The following is a 21,062-nucleotide window of genomic DNA, read 5'->3' on the forward strand; positions in this document are numbered from 1 at the left end:
ACCTCCCATTCAAAGGCCGGCGCCCCCCCCCCCCCCCCCCCCCCCCACCCCCCGGGGGGGGGGGGGCCCCCCGGGGCCCCCCCCCCCCCCCCCCCCCACCCTGGCCGCGGGGGGGGCGGCGCCCGGGCGTCAGTTCATCCCGATTTCCACCGCGATCCGGATCAGGTCGGAATGGTTCTTGGCACCGAGCTTCTGCTTGAGCAGGGAGGTGGTGTTGGCGACGGTCTTGTAGGAGATACCGAGCGCCTCGGCGACCTCCACGATCTTGTCGCCTCGACCCAGCAGGCGAAGAATCTCGAGCTCCCGCGGCGTCATCTGCGAGGCAGGATTGGCCTTGATCGCCGCGCCGGAAAACGTCACGGCTTCCGCGAGCTGCGGTGAGATGAAATTGTCGCCCGCAACCACCTTGCGCACCGCCTTGAGCAGGATCCGGGGATCGTCGCCCTTTGAGACGTAGCCCTGCGCCCCAAGCTCGACCGCCCGCACCACGAAGGCCGGATCGTCGTTCATGCTGAACATGATGATCTTGGCGTCAGGATCGTCCTTACGAATGCGCCGCATCAGTTCAAAGCCGGAGACGTCGGGCAGGCTGATGTCGATCACAGTGACGTCGGGCCGCTTGCTGACATAGGCGCGATGCCCGGATTTGGCGTCGGTCGCCTCGTCGATCCGGATCGAATGGTCGGTGGCGAACAGGGTGCGGCAACCGGACAGCACCACGGGATGGTCGTCGACAATCAGGACGCGGGTCGCCGGCTTGGCAGTATCTTGCATTGTAATTCTCTAGTTTTTCGACTCATAAACCGACGGGAACAAATGGAAAGAGCAAAATCCCCTGACGCGCGTTAGAATTGACCTAATGTGGCAACGCTTCTCGTTCAGGACCCAACTGTTTCTCCCGCTCGGCTTGAGCTTCCTCGCCGCGCTGATCATGGGGGGCGTGCTGCTCCAAACCTTCGCGACCGGCCAATTGGCGGACGAGAACGAGCCGGGGCGGCGTTCGATTCAGACCATTGCCGCCGCGCTCAACAACACCCTGCGCACCTCGAACAACCCGCGGCAGACGCTCGACGCCTTTGTCCATTCTCTGGACACCTCCTCCGATATCCAATTCCGTGCCGTGGAGACGGGTCCAGCGTCCTCAGCGAGGGGCGGCCTGCGCAAGCCGCATGGCGTACCGCAATGGTTTGTCGACCTGCTCACCATTCCAGACATGGACGCGGCAGCTGCGGTGACGATCGACGGCCAGCGTGTCGGCGATCTCGTCTTCCTGCCGGACCTGTCGGCTGACCTGTTCGAGAAGTGGATCGGCTTTCTCGCGCTGACCATCCTCGTTGCCGTGCTGATGGTGCTCACCGGCACCATTGCCTATGTTTTCGCGGGATCGGCCCTGCGCCCGCTGCAAGATCTCGGCGAAGGACTCACGCGGATGCGGCGCGGCGACTACGCAACGCCGATCCCGGTCAGAGGACCGCCGGAAATCCGGCAAAGCTGCGAGGAGGCCAATGCGCTGGCCGAAACGCTGGCGCAATTGAGCCAGGATAATCGCGACCTGCTGCACCGCCTGGTGTCGCTCCAGGACGACGAGCGGCGCGATCTCGCGCGCGAACTGCACGACGAACTCGGCCCGCTGCTGTTCAGCATCCGCGCCGGCACGATCGCATTGGCCGACGCCTCGCCCCCGGCGGGAAATCCCGGCAGTTCGGCGCAGGATGTGTTGCAATCGGTCGAGGCGCTCCAGCAGACCAACCGCCGCATCCTCGACCGGTTGCGACCGCTCTACATCGAGGAATTGGGTCTGGAGACCACCCTGCAGACGCTGCTCCGGAATTTTCGCAAGCAGGCGCCGTCTATCGACCTGACGGACACGATCGATCCGGATCTCAACGCGATCGGCGGGCCGCTGGCTCAGACCGTCTATCGCGTGATTCAGGAGGCGCTGACCAACGTGCTGCGTCATGCCGGCGCCAGCAATGCCCATGTGCAGGCGACCTTCGCCGGGGAGACGGTCGTCATCGAGATTTCCGACGATGGCGGCGGCTTTCCCGAAGGTAATGTGTTCGGCCGCGGCCTGACCGGCATGCATGAGCGCGTGCGCGCACTCAGCGGATCGCTGTCACTGCTGCGCGTGGACGACAGGACTTATGTGCGCTGCCGCCTTCCCGCCGAGCCGGCACGCGAGGCGCCGGTCACCGGCTAGAGCCTTTTCGAGCGAAGTGGATACCAGTTCGCGTGAAGAAAACGCGTCAAAACAGAATCTGGTGTTCGGTTCTGACTTAATCAGGACGGAAACTCTAGCACGCCCAGCCAAGCTGCGCGTTCTGTCGCGCCGGCTCGCACAGCGTGGTGCGGATCTTGCCGTCCGGACTAAAACAAAACGAGGCGCGGAAGCGTAGCGCGCCGGCGACGGAATATTCGAGATCGACGCCGTGTGGCGCAGGATGGATTTCCTCCAGCCCGAAACCGACCGACGAGAAAGCGCTGAGCCGCGGCTGCCAATAGGCTTCGAGCTCGCTCCGGCCGCGATAGCGCTGCGTGCCGTTGCACGTGCATTCGACGTGGGCGTCGTCCGCATAGAGGTCGAGGAGCGCCGCGAGGTCGCCCTTCCTGCAGGCATCCACCCAGTCGACGACAATTCCCATCTGGTCGAAATCGCTCACGCTGCAATCCTGTCGGCCGCGGAAAAACGATGGCGGCTTAGGACCACACTCGTGAATGTGCGCTGAATGGTAAACCCCGGGCGATACCGGGTTCCCTGGCAGGGCTGTCGCATATGAAGAAATATATTCGACTGCGGCCATCCTTCGAGACGCCCGCCTGCGGCGGGCCCTCAGGATGAGGGATGAGTATGCGGCAGCATTTCAACGCGGATGGATGCAGCTGAGCCTCATCCTGAGGAGGCCGCGAAGCGGTCGTCTCGAAGGATGAGGCGTTCGCTCTGGCGCCGCCGAGACGTCATATGCGGATCTACGGAGCTCAGCCCCGTCGCCGCCCTCTTGCCCAAACGGCGAAGGCGATGAGCACGGCGCCTGCAAGCGTGAACCAGGTGATGGCGTATTGCAGGTGATCGTCCTTGAGATGCACGTCGAGCGGCCCCGGCCGCGGAATGCCGTTCTCGGGCGCGGGCTGCTCGAGGTCGACATAGAACGGCGCAACCGCGCCCCAGCCCAGCGCGCTCGCGATCGCCACGTGATCGCGCACGAACCACAGCCGCTTGTCGCGGTTCGCCGCCGGGGTCAGCCAGCCAGGTGCCTCGGGGAAGCGCAGATAGCCGGTGAACGAGACCGCCTGGCCCGTGACGAGCTTCTTGACCGCGCGATCCTCGACGCTGCGATCCTGCATGGTATTTTCGACGAAGCCCGCATCGATCACCACCGTCTCGCCGCTCGGCAGCCGCGCCGGCAGGAACGCCCAGGTGCCGGGGCCTGACGCATCCTTGCGTACGGCGGATCCGGGGGAATAGACCATCGCATCAGGCAACGGCGCATAGGTCGCGGTAAAGCTGACACGGCGGAATTCATCGCGCGCGGGGCTTAGCGCGGCCCATCGCGCCGGCGTCGGCAGAGCGACCGGTGCCTCCGCGAGACGCTCGGTGAGTGCGGCGATCAGCTCGTGCTTGGCGATGCGGCGCTGCAATTGCCAGATACCGAGCACGATGCAGACCGCAGTCAGGAATAGCGTGAACAGCGCGAAGCCGGCCACGCGGGGCTTGCGCGCGGTCTCGTTCATTTCGCGCGGTCGACCAGCCGGCCCGGTGCCGCCTTATGGTGGAATTGCAGCGCGATCAGCAGCGACTTCATGGCGCGCAACGGCAGCAGGGTGGTCGCAAGGATCAGCGGCAGCCACAGCACCGCATGCAGCCAATACGGCGGCTGGTACTTGACCTCGACGACGAGCGCGCAGCCGACCACGATCGCACCGGCCAGCATGATGATGAAGATCGCCGGACCGTCACCGGAATCGATGAAGGCGTAGTCGAGGCCGCAATGCTCGCAGGACGGCGCAAGCGTCAGGAAGCCTGCATAGAGCTTGCCCTGGCCGCAGCGCGGGCATTTGCAGGCAAGCCCGCGCAGCGCGCTCTGCAGGACGGTGGCTTGCGACTCGGACGTGTCGTCGGCTTTGTTCATGATGACAGGGTCTATCACAGTTTCTGCCGAAACCCCTGCGCGCAGAAAAGCAAAAGGGCGGCCCCGGGGCCGCCCTTTCTCGATCCGAAGTCAGCCCGCTCAGTGCGCGCCGTGGGCCATGGTCTCGGCGCCGTGTCCCCAGACATAGATGCAGAGGAACAGGAACAGCCAGACCACGTCGACGAAGTGCCAGTACCAGGCGGCGAACTCGAAGCCGAGATGCTGGGTCGGCGTGAAGTGGCCGGCATAGGCGCGGAACAGGCACACCAGCAGGAAGATGGTGCCGACCAGCACATGAAAACCGTGGAAGCCGGTCGCCATGAAGAAGGTCGCGCCGTAGACGTTGCCGCCGAAGGAGAATGCCGCGTGGCTGTACTCATAGGCCTGCACGCAGGTGAAGAGCGCGCCGAGCACGACGGTGAGGATCAGGCCATACTTCAGGCCCTGGCGATCGTTCTCGAGCAGCGCATGGTGGGCCCAGGTCACCGTGGTGCCGGAGGTGAGCAGGATCAGCGTGTTGAGGAGCGGCAGATGCCAGGGATCGAAGGTCTCGATGCCGTGCGGCGGCCAGGTGCCCGGCACGGCGCAGGCGCCGGCCGCAGTCCCGAGACCACAGCCGAACACCGCATCGCGGGTGGCGTGGACGGCGTCGGCCGGGAATAGCGCCGCGTTGAAATAGGCCCAGAACCAGGCGACGAAGAACATCACCTCCGAAGCGATGAACAGGATCATGCCGTAGCGGTGATGCAGCTGCACGACGCGGGTGTGGTCACCCTTGTACTGGGCTTCCCGGATCACGTCGCCCCACCAGCTCGCCATGGTGTAGAGCACACCGACGGTGCCGACACCGAAGATGATCGGCGCAGCCGAGAACATGTGGTGCATCCAGGTGATCGCGCCGACCGCCATGATGAAGGCGGAGATGGAGCCGACGACGGGCCATGGCGAGGGATCGACCAGGTGGTAGTCGTGATGCTTGGTGTGCGCCGTTGCCATTTGCGGTCTCGCTCCTCAATCCCGTGCCTGTCAGGCACTTATCCCCTTATGTCCAACCCCGGCGCGTGAGCCCGGAGATCAGAGATTTCCCTTGCGTTTGTCGTCTTCGCTGGCCGCGAGCGGCTTCACCACCGGATCCTTCACCGGATAGAACGTGTAGGACAGCGTGATCGTGTTGAGACCGTCGTTCTCGTGGTCGTCGGCAATCGACGGATCGACGTAGAACACGACCGGCATCTCTCGCTTCTCGCCCGGCGCCATGGTCTGCTCGGTGAAGCAGAAGCAGTTGATCTTCTGGAAATAGGATCCGACCGTCAGCGGCGCGACATTGTAGGCGGCCTGGCCTGCGGTGGTCCGCGCGGCCCGGTTGGTCACCGTGTAGAAGACGGTCACGACCTGGCCGATATTGACCTCGATCTCGCTCTGCTCGGGCTCGAACTTCCAGGGCAGGCCGGGCGCGACGTTGGAATCGAAGCGCACCGCGATCTTTCGTGCGATCGGACCGCTGGCCGGCGCCGAGGTCGCGACCTGGGTCGTGCCGTTGAAGCCGGTGGCGCGGCAGAACCAGTTGTAGAACGGCACCGCCGCGTAGGAGGCGCCGACCATCAGCGCGACCACGCCGCCGCAGATCGAGGCGACCACCACGTCGCGGCCAAGCCCCTTGGCAGGCCTGCGCCCCTTGGCGGCCGTCCGGCTCTGATCCCGCGATATGGTCGGCTTCTGATCCATGTTTCCTACATCGGCCGGACGAGCACGGCCGGCCCCTTGACCATGGTCACGGCGAAGAACAGCACCACGAGCACGCCGAGCGCGAGTGCGATCGCGATCGAGCGCTGGCGACGGCTCTTCTTCTGCGCCTCGGTGAGGACGATTCCGTCTATCTCGGGTTTGTCGGCCATTCCTGCGATCATGCGCCCCCTACCATCGGCGCGAGCGCCCGGAACACGACCTCGGCCAGCAAGGTCGCAAACAGCGCGAACAGATAAAGGATGGAGAACGCGAACAGCTTGCGGGTCGCCCGCAGCGATTGGCTACGCTCGCGACGCACGTAGACGTTGACGGCGAACGCCAGCATGCCGGCGCCGAGGATCAGCGAGACGATGCCATAGATGGCATCGAAATAACCAAGCGCCCAGGGCGCAGCAGCGACCGCGATCAGCACGATAGTATAGAGCAGGATCTGAAGCCGGGTTGCGTCGGGGCCGGCGACGTTGGGCAGCATCGGAATGCCGGCGCGCGCGTAATCGTCGGAGCGGAACAGCGCCAGCGCCCAGAAGTGCGGCGGCGTCCAGAAGAAGATGATGGCGAACAGCAGCAGCGGCTCGACGTCGACCGTGCCGGTGACCGCGGCCCAGGCCACCACTGGCGGCAGCGCGCCGGCGGCACCCCCGATCACGATGTTCTGCGCGGTCCAGCGCTTCAGACCGATCGTGTAGATCACGACGTAGAAGAAGATGGTGAAGGCGAGCAGCGCGCCCGCGATCCAGTTGACCAGGATGCCGAGCGTCATCACCGAGAAGAAGGCGAGCGTCATGCCGAAGGTCATCGCCTCGGGGCGGGTGATGCGGCCGCGCGGAATGGGCCGGTTCGCGGTGCGCGACATCTTGGCGTCGATGTCGCCTTCCAGCGCCATGTTGAGCGCGCCGGACGCGCCGGCGCCGACGGCGATGCAGAGCAGCGAGGTGATGGCCAGCACCGGGTGAAAATGCCCGGGTGCCATCGCCATTCCGACCAGCGCGGTGAAGATCACCAGCGACATCACCCGCGGCTTCAGGAGCGCGATGTAATCGCCAACCTCCGCTTCGGAGATGCGGGGATTGATGTCGACGGCGTTGTGGTCGAGGACGGACACTAGACTGACTCGCTTGGTTGTCGAGCCGCGGCGCCCGTCACGGGCGCCGCGAGCATTTGCTTACTGCACGCGGGGCAGCACTTCGAACTGGTGGAAGGGCGGCGGCGAGGGCAGCGTCCATTCCAGCGTGGTCGCACCTGCACCCCACGGATTGTCGCCAGCCGGCACCTTCTTCGCGAAGGCGTCGATCACGCAGTAGAGGAAGATCAGCACGCCGAAGCCGGAGATGTAAGAGCCGACCGACGAGACCAGATTCCAGCCCGCGAACGCGTCGGGATAATCGACATAGCGGCGCGGCATGCCCGACAGCCCGAGGAAGTGCTGCGGGAAGAACACCAGGTTCACGCCGATGAAGGTGACCCAGAAGTGCGCCTTGGCGAGCCCTTCATTGTACATGTAGCCCGACATCTTCGGGAACCAGTAGTACCAGCCGGCGAAGATACCGAACACCGCACCGAGCGACAACACGTAATGGAAGTGCGCGACGACGTAGTAGGTCTCCTGGAGCACGCGGTCTACGCCGGCATTCGCCAGCACCACGCCGGTGACGCCGCCGACGGTGAACAGGAAGATGAATCCCACCGCCCAGATCATCGGCGCGCGGAACTCGATCGAGCCGCCCCACATCGTGGCGATCCACGAGAAGATCTTCACGCCGGTCGGGACCGCGATGACCATCGTGGCGGCGACGAAATAGGCCTGCGTCGCCGAGGACATGCCGACCGTGTACATGTGGTGCGCCCACACCACGAAGCCGATGCCGCCGATCGCGACCATGGCGTAGGCCATGCCGAGATAGCCGAACACGGGCTTGCGCGAGAAGGTCGAGACGATCTGGCTGACCATGCCGAAGGCGGGCAGGATCAGGATGTACACTTCGGGGTGACCGAAGAACCAGAACAGATGCTGGAACAGCACGGGATCGCCGCCGCCTTCGGGGTTGAAGAACGTCGTGCCGAAATTGCGGTCGGTGAGCAGCATCGTGATCGCACCGGCGAGCACCGGCAGCGACAACAGCAGCAGGAACACCGTCACCAGGATCGACCACACGAACAGCGGCATCTTGTGCAGGGTCATGCCCGGCGCGCGCATGTTGAAGATGGTGGTGATGAAGTTGATGGCGCCGAGGATCGAGGAGGCGCCCGCCAGATGCAGCGACAGGATCGCGAAATCGACGGCCGGGCCCGGATGGCCCGAGCTCGACAGCGGCGCGTACATGGTCCAGCCGGCGCCGACGCCGTTGGCGCCCGGCTCGCCCTCGACGAAGGTCGACATCAGCAGCAGCGCGAACGAGGCCGGCAGCAGCCAGAACGAGATGTTGTTCATGCGCGGGAACGCCATGTCGGGCGCGCCGATCATCAGCGGCACGAACCAGTTGCCGAAGCCGCCGATCATCGCAGGCATGACCATGAAGAAGATCATGATCAGACCGTGGGAGGTCACGAACACATTGTAGGTGTGCGTCTCGTGGAAGATCTGCACGCCCGGATACATCAGCTCGGCACGGATCGCGATCGACATCGCGGCGCCGATGACGCCGGCGATGACCGCGAAGATCAGGTACATCGTGCCGATGTCCTTGTGGTTGGTCGAATAGACGTAGCGCCGCCATCCGGTCGGATGGGCGTGCTCGTCATGTCCGTGGTCTTGCGCGTGATCGCCGTGTGCCGCTGCGCTCGTTGCCATTTTCTAATCCTGCCTTGCGTCCCGATCGGACCTCTGGAGGTCCCGCCTTATGTCGCTTTCAGTTTCCTCGAACCCTTCGCCCGGCGCTCACTGCGTCGGGCCGGCCGTGGAGGCGTAGGTGCTGGTGCCGCCGCTCGCGTACTTCTTCTTCGCCGTCTCGACCCAGGAGGCGAACTCCTGGTCGCTCACCACGCGGATGGCGATCGGCATGAAGGCGTGGTCCTTGCCGCACAATTCCGAGCACTGGCCGTAGAACATGCCGGTCTTGGTGGCCTTGAACCAGGTCTCGTTGAGCCGGCCCGGAATGGCGTCGATCTTGACGCCGAAGGACGGCAGCGCAAAGGCATGAATCACGTCGGCCCCGGTCACCTGAACCCGGACCACCTTGTTGACGGGCACCACCATCTCATTGTCGACGCCGAGCAGGCGGGGCTGCTTGTCCTGGGCCATCAGCGAGTCGAACTCGAACTTGCCGTTATCAGGATAGGCGTAGGACCAGTACCACTGCTTGCCGGTCGCCTTGATGGTCAGATCCGCCTTCGGCACGTCGAGCTCGAGGAACAGGAGCCGGAACGACGGCACCGAGATACCGACCAGAATCAGCACCGGAACGAGCGTCCACGCCACCTCGATCAGCGTGTTGTGCGTGGTCCGCGACGGCACCGGATTGGCTCGCGCGTTGAACTTCACGACCACGATCACGAGCAGCGCCAGAACGAACAGCGTGATCAGCGTGATCAGCACGAACAGGAAATTGTGAAACCAGACGATGTTGTCCATCACCGGGGACCCGGACTGCTGCAGCGTCCACTCCCACGCAGCCGGTTGCCCGAGCTCGGCAAATGCCGCACCGCCCGTCGCCAGCGTCAGACCCGCTACGGCCAATCCCAGCAAGTGCCGGCCCACCGGGCCCATCGACATCTTCATGCCGTTCGCGCTCCCCTAACGAAATCACCCCAAGTGCATTCCCCTATTTTCGGGAAACGCTTTATTCGATCCCCCCGTCTGACAAACCGCCGCGCAAGAATACCTCTAAGAGGAATTGGGGCCAGATCGCTAGAACGCCGAAATCAAGCCTCTCAAACCATAATTCTTGATCTATCGCAATGCAGTCTTGAGCCTCGTCTGTCAGCCATCACCCGCAAGATATTTCCTAGTAACATCAGACAAAAATACCATTTCCCGGGATGCTGCAGCTTGACAGCGGAATTGCCCGCGGTAGGCACTGGCGGACAGCCGCACAGGAACCTGATTCGTGCGGGCGACGACGGCCGGGGCGGCGTGGAATTTGCTTGCGAATCGCCTTCAAGACGCCGTCATTCCCGTATCAGTCCGCCGGGTGCGAGCGACCCAGGCGAGCAGAGGGACCGACCCGATGGGGTTTTCGAGATCCATGGCAAGGCGGGCTAAAAGCCAGGCTGGCGGCCTCACGATGCTGGCTGCCCTGCTGGCGGCGGTCGTCGTCCTGGCGCTTCCGGGCCTCGCCCATGCGCAGGGCGCGGTGCGCTCCGTCCATGGCGACTGGCAGATCCGCTGCGACACCCCGCCGGGCGCCCAGTCCGAGCAATGCGCCCTGATCCAGAGCGTGGTGGCCGAAGACCGCTCCAACGCCGGCCTGACCGTAATCGTCCTCAAGACCGCCGACCAGAAGAGCCGCCTGATGCGGGTCGTCGCCCCCCTCGGCGTTCTCCTGCCCTCCGGCCTCGGCCTCAAACTCGACAACCAGGATGTCGGCCGTGCCGGCTTTGTCCGCTGCCTGCCCAATGGCTGCGTCGCCGAAGTCGTCATGGACGACAAGCTGCTCGGCCAGCTCCGCACCGCCAAGACCGCGACCTTCATCATCTTCGAGACCCCGGAAGAAGGCATCGGCTTCCCGCTCAGCCTGAACGGGCTCGGCGAGGGATATGACAAGCTGCCATAGGCTCTAACGGCCTAATAAATCTCAAGGCAGGCAGTGCTGTCATCGCTCTCGAAAGACTCAATCGTCCGCGCGTGCCGGCGAAGCAGAGCCGCAATCGTCGCGGTCGTTTGATTGCCCGCCCGAAGCCAAATCACTTTGGGTGGAGAGCCCAACAGGCCCGCCAGCTCGGCAAAATCGACGTCCTGGGTCACAATCGCGAAACCATTTGCCTTCGCAAACTCCCAAAGCGCACCGTCGGCGACTTCGGACAGACCATGAGACCGGACGTGACTCGAATCCGGAAAAAGGTCGTCGATCATCTGGCAAAGTTTGAAGCTGAGGTTCTGATCGAACAGCGCCTCATATCGGTGCGGTCACCAATCGCCTCTCGCGGTCGGCGGCATAGGCCAGGCAAGCGCGGATATCGTCCTCGGTCAGTTCGGGGAAGTCGTCGAGGATTTGAGCGTGGGTCTGGCCAGCAGCCAGCCAGCCGAGCACATCTGCCACAGCGATCCGCATGTGGCGGATGCAGGGTCGCCCACCGCGTTTGCCAGGTTCAATCGAGATGATATCTCGGTAATTCATGAAACTAGCATAGCACCGATCGGCATCCGCGTCAGGGCCCCTTACTCCCGTGCCAATCCTATCGTTTCCGTAATGTGACGGCCAAGCCCCTCGCGGAACTGCCGGGAAACCATTATCTTGCCTCACATCCCCCGATAATGGACGGACGCATGACCAACCCTGCCACAACCTCCCTGCTCGACCGCGCCAATCTCGACCGCGATCAGGTTCGCAACGAGCTCGCGCGCGGGCTTGCCGGTGCCGACGACGGCGAATTGTTCCTGGAATACAGCCAGACCGAAGCGCTGATGTTCGACAATGGGCGGCTGAAGCAGGCGACCTACGACACCTCGCAGGGTTTTGGCCTGCGCGCCGTCAAGGACGACGCGGTCGGCTACGCGCATTCCTCCGACGTCTCGCTGCCGGCGCTGATTCGCGCCGCGGACGCGGTCGCGGCCGTGCGCGGTGGTTATTCCGGCAACTTCGCCGCGCCTCCAGCACATACCAACGTGCGGCTTTACAGTGACGACAATCCGCTCGATGCCCCCGGCTTCGAGACCAAGGTCAAGCTGCTCGCCGAGATCGACGCCTATCTGCGCGACAAGGATCCGCGGGTGCGGCAGGTCAGCGTCAGCCTGGGCGCGACCTGGCAGGTGGTCGAGATCCTGCGGCCCGACGGCGAGAGCTATCGCGACATCCGCCCGCTCGTGCGCGTCAACGTCTCCGTCGTCGCCGGTCAGGGCGACCGCCAGGAGAGCGGCAGCAAAGGTTATGGCGGCCGCGCCGGCTACGCCGAATTCATCGAAGCTAAGTCCTGGCGCGACGCCGCCGACGGCGCGCTGCGCGAGGCCCTCGTCAATCTGGAATCGATTCCCGCCCCCGCCGGCGAGATGGATGTCGTGCTCGGGGCCGGCTGGCCCGGCGTGATGCTGCATGAGGCGGTCGGTCATGGCCTCGAAGGTGACTTCAACCGCAAGAAGACGTCGGCGTTTGCCGGCCTGATGGGCCAGCAGGTCGCGGCCAAGGGCGTGACCGTGGTCGACGACGGCACCATTGCCTCGCGCCGCGGCTCGCTGTCGATCGACGACGAGGGCACGCCGACCAACCGCACCGTGCTGATCGAGGACGGCGTCCTGGTCGGCTATATGCAGGACCGCCAGAACGCGCGCCTGATGAATATGAAGCCGACCGGCAACGGGCGCCGCCAGGGCTATGCCCATGTGCCGATGCCGCGCATGACCAATACCTACATGCTCGCGGGCGACCGCGATCCGGCCGAGATCCTCGCGTCGGTGAAGAACGGCGTCTTCGCCGCGAATTTCGGCGGCGGTCAGGTCGACATCACCTCGGGCAAATACGTGTTTCAGTGCACCGAGGCCTACAAGATCGAGAACGGCAAGATCGGTGCGCCCTTGAAGGGCGCCATGCTGATCGGCAACGGGCCGACCGATTTGCGTCGCATCCGCATGATCGGCAACGACCTCGCGCTGGATACCGGCATCGGCACCTGCGGCAAGAACGGTCAGGGCGTGCCGGTCGGCGTCGGCCAGCCGTCGCTGTTGATGGAACGCATTACGGTGGGTGGAACAGGCGGATGAGCGTCGAGAAGATAACTGTCACCACCAAGCGGAAGGGCAGCGGCTGGGCAGGCCAGCTCGTGCAGCTCGCGGGCATCGTCGCGGCGGTGTTCATCGCCAAGGGTGCGCTGGCCGAGCCGTTCTACGTGCCGTCGGGCTCGATGGAGCCGACGCTGTTGATCGGCGACGCCTTGATCGCCTCGAAATTCCCCTACGGCTACGGCACCTCGTCGCTGCCGATCCAGATCAACCTGCCCGAGAGCGGTCGCGTGTTCGCGGAGACGCCGAAGCAGGGCGACGTCGTGGTCTTCCGCTGGCCCGGCGATCGCTCGCAGGCCTGGGTCAAGCGCGTCGTGGGCCTGCCCGGCGACCGCATCCAGCTGCGCCAGGGCCAGCTCTTCGTCAACGACCGCCCCGCCGAACTGAAGCCGGACGGCGTCGGCGCCGCCGAGGACGACAATGGCGGCAGCGAACCCGCCTATCGCTATGTCGAGACGCTGCCGAACGGCGTCTCGCACCTGATCTTCAAGATGCGCGACAACGGTCCGCTCGACAACACTCAGGAAGTGACGGTGCCGGCGGGCCATCTCTTCGTGCTCGGCGACAACCGCGACAACTCCGCCGACAGCCGCGTGCCCCTGCGCTCCGGCGGCGTCGGCATGTTGCCGATCGACAATCTGGTCGGCCGCGCGGATGCCGTGCTCGGATCCTGGGATCTCGGCATCCGGGGCCAGCCGGTGTGGACCTGGCTGTCCGGATTTCGCCTGGCGCGGTTTTTCACCGCCGTGCATTGAAGGCCGGAATGTCTTCACCTCTCTCCTGCATGCGGGAGAGGGAGCGCTACAGTGATGGTCCGCGACGAATTTCTGGCTCTCGCCCTGCGAAATCCGTTGAACGCAGCGATCCTCGATGAAATCCATCGCCTCGCGCTGCCGGATGCGTGGCTCGTCGCGGGCTGCCTGGTTCAGACGGTATGGAACGTGCTCACGGGCCGCCCGATCGATCACGGCATCGCCGATTACGACGTGTTCTATTTCGATTCCGACACCTCATGGGAGGCGGAAGATGCGGTGATCCGCAAGCTGCACGCGCAGCTCGCGCATCTCGGCCCCAAGGTCGAAATCCGCAACCAGGCACGCGTGCACCTTTGGTATCCCGGCAAGCACGGTCTGCCCTATCCACCCTTGATGCGCGCGACCGACGGTATCGACCGCTTCCTCACGGAGAATACGCAGGTGGGCATCCGCCCTGCCGGAGGGGATTTCGAGGTCTACGCGCCTCACGGATTCGACGACGTCGCGAAGCTGATCGTGCGACCCAATCGGGCGCCGAATTTTTCCGCCGCCAATTACGCGGCGAAGGCGGCACGCTGGAAGACGCTGTGGCCCGAGATCACGGTGATCGCGGCAGAGTGAGCTACCGCACCACGCCCGACGTGAATCCCGCCTTCCGCCGCGGCGGTTTGATTTCCTTTTTCAGGAAGCAGCGCGCTTCGCGTCCGGTGTAGCCGGGGCGGGCATAGGTGAAGGCGCGGCATTTGTTGTCGGCGGTGCAGGCGGCCTTGCAGGCTTCTTCGCCTTCGCCGTCCTTCATCTCGAAATTGCGCAAATCGCCGCCGGGGCGGTCGATCGAGGTCTCCACGCCTTCGACGCGTGGCTCGATCACGCCGGCGCCCCGCACACCGGAGATGCAGCAGCTTCCCGGCACGCGCGCAGGCACCGTGTTCTTCAGCCAGCACACGGCCGAGCCGCCTTCGACGTCCGGATAGCTGAAGCTCCACGAGCGGCACCGGCGGTCGCGCTCGCACAGCAGCGCGCAATCCTCCGGATCGCCCGACGTGACCGGGGTGCTGAAATAGTCTCCGCCGGGCCGGTCGAACGCCGTCTGGGCGCGCGCAGGCCAGCTCGAAAACGCGAGCGAAAGCAGCGCGGCGCAGGCCGCGACGCTTGCCAGGACGCGTGCCATGACGGCCAGGCGGCCCTTCCCCATCGGAACAGCTTTCGAGTTATTGACGACGCTCGGGTTTTTCAGCCGGCCATTTGATCGCCGCAAACCTGTACGGGCGATGAACGGCTCAGCTCCCGACCGCTCGTCTTGTGTCCTAGAACGCGTATTCCGCGTAGGCTGGTTCCACCGAGCCGTTCCAAGGACCCTTGAACTTGTCGAGCATCTCCTCAGCCGGCGTGCGGCCGGAATCGATGATGCGATCGAGCGGCTCCAGATGCCTGGTCTCGTCGCGGCCGAGCTGGTCGATCCGGCCGCGCCGGCGCAAGCCGGCATGTGCCAGAACGAGGCATTCCTTGGCGATCTCGAACAGATAGCGGTCCTTGATCCGCGACTTGAAGCCGAAGCGCGGCACGTCGTCGCGCAGGGCCTGACGCTCATGCGCGCTCCAGTGCTTCACAAGGTCCCAGGCGGCATCCAGCGAGACATCGTCGTAGAGCAGCCCGGCCCAGAACGCTGATAGCGCCGGCAGACGGCCCCACGGGCCACCATCGGAGCCGCGCATCTCGAGATAGCGCTTGAGCCGCACCTCCGGGAAAATCGTCGAAAGATGGTTGGCCCAATCCGACAACGTCGGACGTTCCCCGGGCAGATTGTTGTTGCGGCCATCGAAGAAGGCGCGGAACGAGGAGCCGGAGACGTCGATGTAATCCTCGTCGCGCTTGACGAAATACATGGGCACGTCGAGCGCGTAATCGACATAGCGCTCGAAGCCCATGCCGTCCTCGAATGCCCACGGCATCATGCCGGCGCGCGCATTGTCGGTGTCGCGCCAGATCTCGGACCGGAAGGAGAGAAAGCCGTTCGGCTTGCCCTCGGTAAACGGGGAGTTGGCGAACAAGGCGGTTGCGACCGGCTGGAGCGCGAGCGAAACACGCAGCTTCTTGACCATGTCGGCTTCGGAGGAGAAGTCGAGATTGGTCTGTACCGTGCAGGTCCGGTACATCATGTCGAGGCCGTACTGGCCGACCTTCGGCATGTAATTGGTCATGATCTTGTAGCGGCCCTTGGGCATCACCGGGATGTCGGCGCGCGACCAGGACGGCGTCATGCCGAGCCCGAGGAAGCCGATGCCGAGCGGCGTTGCGATCTCGCGCACCTGCGCCAGATGCGCCATCAGCTCACTCTGGGTCTGGTGCACGTTTTCGACCGGAGCGCCCGAAAGCTCGAACTGCCCACCGGGCTCCAGCGAAATCGCGCCGCCGCCGGTGACGTCGTAGAGGCCGATGATGTTTCCCTTCTCCATGATCGGCTCCCAGCCGAGCAGGAGCTTCATGCCTTCGAGCAGCGCGCCGATACCGCGCGGGCCCTCATAGGGCACCGGGCGGTGGCCTTCGAGCGTGAACGGCGTCTTCTCATGCTCGGTGCCCATGCGGAATTCGGACGGGTCCTTGCAGCCTTCCTCGAACCACTTGACGAGTTCGTCACGCGATTGCAACGGCGTCATATCGATCTGGTCTCGCGCCATATCAGACTCTAATCAAAAGCGCTTCGATCGAACGCGCGTGGGTGACAGGGATGGTCCGCGCAGCCACCGGCTGCACGGACGAGCTGGTTTGCCGCGCGATCATCGCAACGGCGTGGTTTCGTTGACGTGGGCAGGCGGCAGTTTCATCTCGCCGCACGAGCAGCCCAGACGGTCGAGCAGACCGCTGAGCTTCACGGCATCCGCATCGGACAGCTTCGAACCGACATATTTCTCGATCGCGGCCGAATAGGCGCCCCACATCCGCTTCTGCAATTCGCGCCCGGCTTCCGTGATCTCCACGAACTGGCCACGCTTGTCGATCTTGCATTCACGTCGCGAGGCGAGGCCTTCGTCGACCAGGCGGTCGATCAGCCGCGATGTCGAATATTGCGGGATCAGCATCTGCCGTTCGAGTTCGACCGGCCGGAGTTCGCCCGAGGGCGCCCGTGACAGTTCGAGCAGCGCGTCATACCATGCCAGCGGTGGGAAGCCGGCCTTCTTCAGGTCCTGCTCGACGCAATTGAGCACACGGCTCTGCACCCGCATCAAGCGGATCCAGGCGGAAGTCGCCTCGGTCGATGGTTTGCGTTTCATGGTCCCGCTCAAGCTCGTCGCCCGTCTCTTACCCTATTCGATGCAGCTGCATCAATCTTGACTATTTCAAGCAGATGCATGTAGTCGTTCTTTCGCCTGAACCAAGCAACAAGAGGAGGAAATTCCATGAAATTGTACTATTCGCCCGGTGCCTGCTCGCTATCCCCCCATATCGCGCTCCTGGAAGCCGGCCTGCCTTATGAACTGGTCAAGGTCGATATCCGGGCCAAGAAGCTCGAAAACGGTGAGGATTATCTGAAGCTGAACCCCAAGGGCCAGGTCCCTGCGCTGGGCCTCGATAGCGGAGAGATCGTGACCGAAGGCCCGGTGATTGTCCAGATGATCGCCGATCAGGCCTCAGCCAAGGCGCTGGCGCCGGCCCACGGCAGCGCCGAGCGCTACAAGCTGCTCGAATGGCTGAACTTCCTCACCTCGGAGGTCCACAAGAGCTTCGGCCCGATGTTCGCGCCGGCGCTGAACGACGAGGCCAAGGCCTTCTTCAAGGACCGCGTCATGGGCAAGCTGAAATACATCGACAGCCAGCTCGCCGGCCGCGACTACCTCATGGGCAAGCAGTTCACGGTGGCCGACGGTTATCTCTTCACGATGCTGACCTGGGCCGACCGGATGAAGTTCGACCTGTCGGCGATGCCGAACCTTGCCGCGTACAAGACCCGCGTCGCGGCGCGGCCGCAGGTGCAGGAAGCGATGAAGAAGGAAGGACTGATTCAGGCTGCCTGAGGCGCCCATGCGAAAGGCCGGATCGAGATCCGGCCTTTCGTAATTTTCGTCCCGGCTACGGTTCAGAGAATCACGCCGCCGCCTTGTTCGGAGCGAAGCGGCCGTAGAAGGTTTCTCCCTTCGCGGCCATCTCCTCGAGGAGTTTCGGCGGGGTAAAGCGCGAGCCGTATTTCGCCTCCAGCTTGTGACAGAGCTCGACGAACTTCTTCGTGCCCATGAAGTCGATATAGGACAGCGTGCCGCCGGTGAACGGCGCGAAGCCGAAGCCGAGGATCGAGCCGACATCCGCCTCGCGCGGATCGGTGATGACGTGGTCCTCCACCGTGCGCGCGGCCTCCACCGCCTGCACCACCAGGAAGCGCTGCTTCAGCTCCTCGACGTCGAGCGTATCAGGATCGAGCTGCTTGGGCTGCAGTGCGGACAGGCCCGGCCAGAGGCTCTTCTGACCCTTGCCCTTCTCGGGGTAGTCGTAAAAACCCTTGCTGTTCTTGCGGCCCAGTCGGCCCTGCTTCTCGACCATTTCCACCATCAGCTTCTTCTGATCGGGATTGATGGCGTTGGGGCCGAGGTCGGCTTCCGTCGCCTTCATGATCTTGAGCCCGAGGTCGAGCGCGACCTCGTCCGACAGCGAGAGCGGGCCGACCGGCATGCCGGCCATCTTGGCGCAGTTCTCGATCATCGCGGGCGGCACGCCCTCGAGGAACATCTCGTTGCCTTCGGCGACGTAGCGGCCGACGCAGCGATTGGCGAAGAAGCCGCGGCTGTCGTTGACGACGATCGGCGTCTTGCCGATCTGCCGGACGTAGTCGAGCGCGGTCGCGATCGCGAGATCGCCGGTGTTCTTGCCCTGGATGATCTCGACCAGCATCATCTTCTCGACCGGCGAGAAGAAGTGGATGCCGACGAACCTGCCCTGGTCCTTGAAGGATTCCGCCAGCGAGGTGATCGGAAGCGTCGAGGTGTTGGACGCGAAGATCACGTCCGGCTTCATATGCTCCTGCGCCTTGGCAAAGGTATCAGCCTTGACCTTGCGGTCTTCGAACACGGCCTCGATGACGAGATCGACGTCCTTCAGTGCGGAATAGTCCGCGGTCGGCGTGATGCGCGCGAGCAGGGCTTCTGCGTCGCCGGGCTTGGCGCGGCCCTTCTTGATCTGCTCCTCGATCACCTTTTGCGCATGCGCCTTGCCCTTGTCGGCGCTCTCCTGGTCGCGATCGATCAGGACGACGTCGAGACCGGCACGGGCCGAGACATAGCCGACGCTCGCACCCATGAAGCCGGCGCCGATCACGGCGATCTTCTTCACCTTGGTCGGCGGCACATCCTTCGGACGGCGCGCACCCTTATTGAGCTCCTGCATCGACAGGAACAGGCTGCGGATCATCGCGGCCGCTTCCTTCGAGCGCAGCACCGAGGTGAAGTAGCGCGACTCGACGCGTAGCGCGGCGTCGATCGGCAGCTGCAGACCCTCATAGACGCAGCTCATGATCGCGCGTGCGGCCGGATAATTGTCGTAGGTCTCGCGGCGGTAGATCGCGTTGCCGGCCGGGAACATCATCATGCCGGCCTTGGAGAACACCGGGCCGCCCGGCAGCTTGAAGCCCTTCTCGTCCCAGGGCGCGACGGCCTTGCCGCCGCCCTTGATCCAGTCCTTTGCCGACTTGACGAGGTCGGCGGCGGGAACGATGGCGTGGATCAGATTCAGCGCCTTGGCTTTCTCGACCGTGACCGGATCGCCCTTGAGCAGGATCGTCATCGCGTCCTGCGGCGGCACCAGGCGCGGCACGCGCTGCGGGCCGCCAGCGCCCGGGAAGAGGCCGACCTTGACCTCGGGCAGGCCAAGCCGCGTCTTGGGATTCTCCGCCGCCACGCGATAGTGGCAGCACAGCGTGATCTCGAAACCGCCGCCGAGCGCGAGACCGTTGATCGCCGCCGCCCACGGCTTGCCGGAGGTCTCGATCGAGCGCAGCACCTGCGAGAAGCGCCGGCTCTGCTCGAACAGCATCTGGTTCGCCGCCGTCTCGCCCTGCTCCTTGAAGACCTTTGCGTAGGCCTGGTTCATGCCTTCGAGCATGGAAAGATCGGCACCCGCGCAGAACGCTTCCTTTGCGGAGGTGATGACGACGCCCTTTACCGCGGCATCCGCCGTGGTCGCCTTGACGATCGCGTCGAGCTCGCTGGTGGAGGTCTCGTCGAGCACGTTCATCGAACGGCCCGGGATGTCCCAGGTGACAAGCGCGATGCCGTCGGAATCGGTCTCAACCTTGAAGTTCTTGTAAGCCATGCTGGTTGCTCCCCTACCCTTAGACGCGTTCGATGATGGTGGCAGTGCCCATGCCGCCGCCGATGCACAGCGTCACCAGCGCGGTCGCCTTGTTGGTGCGCTCGAGCTCGTCGAGCACGGTGCCGAGGATCATCGCACCGGTCGCGCCAAGCGGATGGCCGAGCGCGATCGCACCGCCATTGACGTTGATCTTGGCGTTGTCGATGTCGAAGGCCTGGATGTAGCGCAGCACGACGGAAGCGAACGCTTCGTTGAGCTCGAACAGGTCGATGTCCGACTTCTTCATGCCGGAGCGCGCAAACAGCTTTTCGGTGACATCGACCGGGCCCGTCAGCATCATCGCGGGTTCGGAGCCGATATTGGCGAATGCGCGGATTCTTGCACGCGGCTTCAGGCCGTATTTGCTGGCCGCTTCCTTGCTGCCGAGCAGGACAGCGCCGGCGCCATCGACGATGCCCGACGAATTGCCGGCGTGGTGCACGTAATTGACGCGTTCGATTTCCGGATGCGACTGCACCGCGACGCCATCGAAGCCGCCCATCTGTGCCATCATCGTGAACGCCGGCTGCAGCTGCGCCAGTGACTGCATCGTCGTCGAAGGACGCATATGCTCGTCCTTGGCGAGGATCGTGAGGCCGTTGATGTCCTTTACCGGGACGACAGACTTGTCGAAGCGGCCTTCATCCCAGGACTTCGCCGCACGCTGCTGGCTCTGCACCGCATAGGCGTCGACATCGTCGCGCGAGAAGCCGTATTTGGTCGCGATCAGATCGGCCGAGATACCCTGCGGCATGAAATAGGCCGGCACTGCCATCGACGGGTCCATCGGCCAGGCGCCGCCGGAGGCGCCGATGCCGACGCGGCTCATCGATTCGGCGCCGCCGCCGATCACGAGTTCGTGCTGGCCGCTCATCACCTGGGCTGCGGCAAAATTCACGGCATCGAGGCCGGAGGCGCAGAAGCGGCTGATCTGCACGCCCGGCACCGCTTCGCCGAGGCCCGCCTTCAGCGCGGCAAAGCGCGCAATGTCGGAGCCGGCTTCGCCGACCGGATCGACTACGCCGAGAATGACGTCATCGACGGAATCTTCCGGCAGGTTGTTGCGGTCCTTGAGCGCCTTGAGCGGCACGGTCGCGAGCGCGAGCGCGGTGACTTCGTGCAGCGCGCCGTCCGCCTTGCCGCGGCCGCGCGGGGTGCGGACGTGGTCGTAAATATAGGCATCTGCCATGGGAGCCTCCTGATTGCAGTTATTGGTCGCGACCGCCGCGC

At 64.3% G+C, this 21,062-nt stretch carries 23 protein-coding genes; 6 read left to right on the plus strand and 17 right to left on the minus strand.

The window, feature by feature from the left end; genetic code table 11:
• Positions 1-129 precede the first annotated feature (129 nt).
• Positions 130-774: a response regulator transcription factor gene (locus AC0L3K_RS35975; protein WP_007599443.1), complete on the minus strand. Its 645-nt coding sequence runs from the start codon at positions 772-774 to the stop codon at positions 130-132.
• A gap of 85 nt (positions 775-859) precedes the next feature.
• On the opposite strand from AC0L3K_RS35975, the gene AC0L3K_RS35980 reads away from it, so the two are divergent.
• Positions 860-2,200, plus strand: coding sequence for a histidine kinase (locus AC0L3K_RS35980; RefSeq protein ID WP_473367830.1), 1,341 nt, complete (start codon positions 860-862; stop codon positions 2,198-2,200).
• A 94-nt stretch (positions 2,201-2,294) separates the two neighbouring features.
• Here AC0L3K_RS35980 and AC0L3K_RS35985 read toward each other — a convergent pair whose 3' ends face one another.
• The 9 genes from AC0L3K_RS35985 to coxB form a co-directional block, all read right to left on the minus strand.
• Positions 2,295-2,660 (minus strand): nuclear transport factor 2 family protein, encoded by a 366-nt coding sequence (locus AC0L3K_RS35985; protein WP_007599441.1) that lies wholly within the window; start codon positions 2,658-2,660, stop codon positions 2,295-2,297.
• Between the two features lie 316 nt (positions 2,661-2,976).
• Positions 2,977-3,729 carry an SURF1 family protein gene (locus tag AC0L3K_RS35990; protein WP_354200523.1) on the minus strand — a complete coding sequence of 251 codons (753 nt, stop codon included), beginning with the start codon at positions 3,727-3,729 and terminating at the stop codon, positions 2,977-2,979.
• Positions 3,726-4,127, minus strand: a complete 402-nt coding sequence (locus AC0L3K_RS35995) for a DUF983 domain-containing protein (RefSeq protein WP_007599438.1) — start codon at positions 4,125-4,127, stop codon at positions 3,726-3,728. Before AC0L3K_RS35995 ends, AC0L3K_RS35990 begins: the two co-directional genes overlap by 4 nt.
• Positions 4,128-4,226: 99 nt before the next feature.
• Entirely contained in the window at positions 4,227-5,123 is an 897-nt protein-coding gene (locus AC0L3K_RS36000) for a cytochrome c oxidase subunit 3 (protein WP_007599437.1), read from the minus strand.
• Between the two features lie 78 nt (positions 5,124-5,201).
• Positions 5,202-5,852 carry a cytochrome c oxidase assembly protein gene (locus AC0L3K_RS36005; protein WP_473367831.1) on the minus strand — a complete coding sequence of 217 codons (651 nt, stop codon included), beginning with the start codon at positions 5,850-5,852 and terminating at the stop codon, positions 5,202-5,204.
• Positions 5,853-5,857: 5 nt separating this feature from the next.
• Positions 5,858-6,034: a hypothetical protein gene (locus tag AC0L3K_RS36010; RefSeq protein WP_007599435.1), complete on the minus strand. Its 177-nt coding sequence runs from the start codon at positions 6,032-6,034 to the stop codon at positions 5,858-5,860.
• Positions 6,031-6,975, minus strand: a complete 945-nt coding sequence (locus AC0L3K_RS36015; RefSeq protein WP_219684755.1) for a heme o synthase — start codon at positions 6,973-6,975, stop codon at positions 6,031-6,033. Before AC0L3K_RS36015 ends, AC0L3K_RS36010 begins: the two co-directional genes overlap by 4 nt.
• A gap of 60 nt (positions 6,976-7,035) precedes the next feature.
• A complete protein-coding gene (ctaD, locus tag AC0L3K_RS36020) occupies positions 7,036-8,661 on the minus strand; it encodes a cytochrome c oxidase subunit I (RefSeq protein WP_007605061.1) in 1,626 nt (541 codons plus the stop codon).
• A gap of 87 nt (positions 8,662-8,748) precedes the next feature.
• Positions 8,749-9,588, minus strand: coding sequence for a cytochrome c oxidase subunit II (gene coxB / locus AC0L3K_RS36025; protein ID WP_007599432.1), 840 nt, complete (start codon positions 9,586-9,588; stop codon positions 8,749-8,751).
• 448 nt (positions 9,589-10,036) lie between these two features.
• On the opposite strand from coxB, the gene AC0L3K_RS36030 reads away from it, so the two are divergent.
• Entirely contained in the window at positions 10,037-10,582 is a 546-nt protein-coding gene (locus AC0L3K_RS36030) for an invasion associated locus B family protein (protein ID WP_007599430.1), read from the plus strand.
• A gap of 11 nt (positions 10,583-10,593) precedes the next feature.
• On the opposite strand, the gene AC0L3K_RS36035 is transcribed toward AC0L3K_RS36030, so the two are convergent.
• Both AC0L3K_RS36035 and AC0L3K_RS36040 read right to left on the minus strand, forming a co-directional pair.
• Entirely contained in the window at positions 10,594-10,917 is a 324-nt protein-coding gene (locus AC0L3K_RS36035) for a DUF5615 family PIN-like protein (protein ID WP_354159993.1), read from the minus strand.
• Positions 10,918-10,921: 4 nt separating this feature from the next.
• On the minus strand, positions 10,922-11,146 hold the full coding sequence (locus tag AC0L3K_RS36040) for a DUF433 domain-containing protein (protein WP_007599426.1): 225 nt from the start codon (positions 11,144-11,146) through the stop codon (positions 10,922-10,924).
• Between the two features lie 149 nt (positions 11,147-11,295).
• On the opposite strand from AC0L3K_RS36040, the gene tldD reads away from it, so the two are divergent.
• From tldD to AC0L3K_RS36055, 3 genes are read left to right on the plus strand one after another with little or no spacing between them, the layout of a single operon-like run.
• Positions 11,296-12,723: a metalloprotease TldD gene (gene tldD / locus AC0L3K_RS36045; protein WP_007599424.1), complete on the plus strand. Its 1,428-nt coding sequence runs from the start codon at positions 11,296-11,298 to the stop codon at positions 12,721-12,723.
• Positions 12,720-13,496: a signal peptidase I gene (gene lepB, locus AC0L3K_RS36050; RefSeq protein WP_473367832.1), complete on the plus strand. Its 777-nt coding sequence runs from the start codon at positions 12,720-12,722 to the stop codon at positions 13,494-13,496. Before tldD ends, lepB begins: the two co-directional genes overlap by 4 nt.
• Before the next feature lie 54 nt (positions 13,497-13,550).
• The gene (locus AC0L3K_RS36055) at positions 13,551-14,117 is read left to right on the plus strand and encodes a nucleotidyltransferase family protein (protein WP_473256175.1); all 567 of its coding nucleotides are present in this window, start codon (positions 13,551-13,553) and stop codon (positions 14,115-14,117) included.
• Position 14,118: 1 nt separating this feature from the next.
• Here AC0L3K_RS36055 and AC0L3K_RS36060 read toward each other — a convergent pair whose 3' ends face one another.
• The 3 genes from AC0L3K_RS36060 to AC0L3K_RS36070 form a co-directional block, all read right to left on the minus strand.
• Positions 14,119-14,691, minus strand: coding sequence for a PAN domain-containing protein (locus AC0L3K_RS36060; RefSeq protein ID WP_354200529.1), 573 nt, complete (start codon positions 14,689-14,691; stop codon positions 14,119-14,121).
• A 112-nt stretch (positions 14,692-14,803) separates the two neighbouring features.
• Entirely contained in the window at positions 14,804-16,174 is a 1,371-nt protein-coding gene (locus AC0L3K_RS36065) for a glutamate--cysteine ligase (RefSeq protein WP_007605054.1), read from the minus strand.
• A 99-nt stretch (positions 16,175-16,273) separates the two neighbouring features.
• Positions 16,274-16,768, minus strand: a complete 495-nt coding sequence (locus AC0L3K_RS36070; RefSeq protein ID WP_007599417.1) for a MarR family winged helix-turn-helix transcriptional regulator — start codon at positions 16,766-16,768, stop codon at positions 16,274-16,276.
• 126 nt (positions 16,769-16,894) lie between these two features.
• Here AC0L3K_RS36070 and gstA point away from each other — a divergent pair, with 126 nt between their 5' ends.
• On the plus strand, positions 16,895-17,509 hold the full coding sequence (gstA, locus tag AC0L3K_RS36075) for a glutathione transferase GstA (protein ID WP_354200530.1): 615 nt from the start codon (positions 16,895-16,897) through the stop codon (positions 17,507-17,509).
• Positions 17,510-17,579: 70 nt separating this feature from the next.
• Here the strand turns inward: gstA and AC0L3K_RS36080 are convergent, their stop codons facing one another.
• Both AC0L3K_RS36080 and AC0L3K_RS36085 read right to left on the minus strand, forming a co-directional pair.
• Positions 17,580-19,793 carry an FAD-dependent oxidoreductase gene (locus tag AC0L3K_RS36080; RefSeq protein ID WP_473367833.1) on the minus strand — a complete coding sequence of 738 codons (2,214 nt, stop codon included), beginning with the start codon at positions 19,791-19,793 and terminating at the stop codon, positions 17,580-17,582.
• 19 nt (positions 19,794-19,812) lie between these two features.
• A complete protein-coding gene (locus AC0L3K_RS36085; protein ID WP_219684760.1) occupies positions 19,813-21,021 on the minus strand; it encodes an acetyl-CoA C-acetyltransferase in 1,209 nt (402 codons plus the stop codon).
• Positions 21,022-21,062: the final 41 nt, after the last annotated feature.

This window comes from Bradyrhizobium sp. MI1.10, from assembly GCF_055811035.1.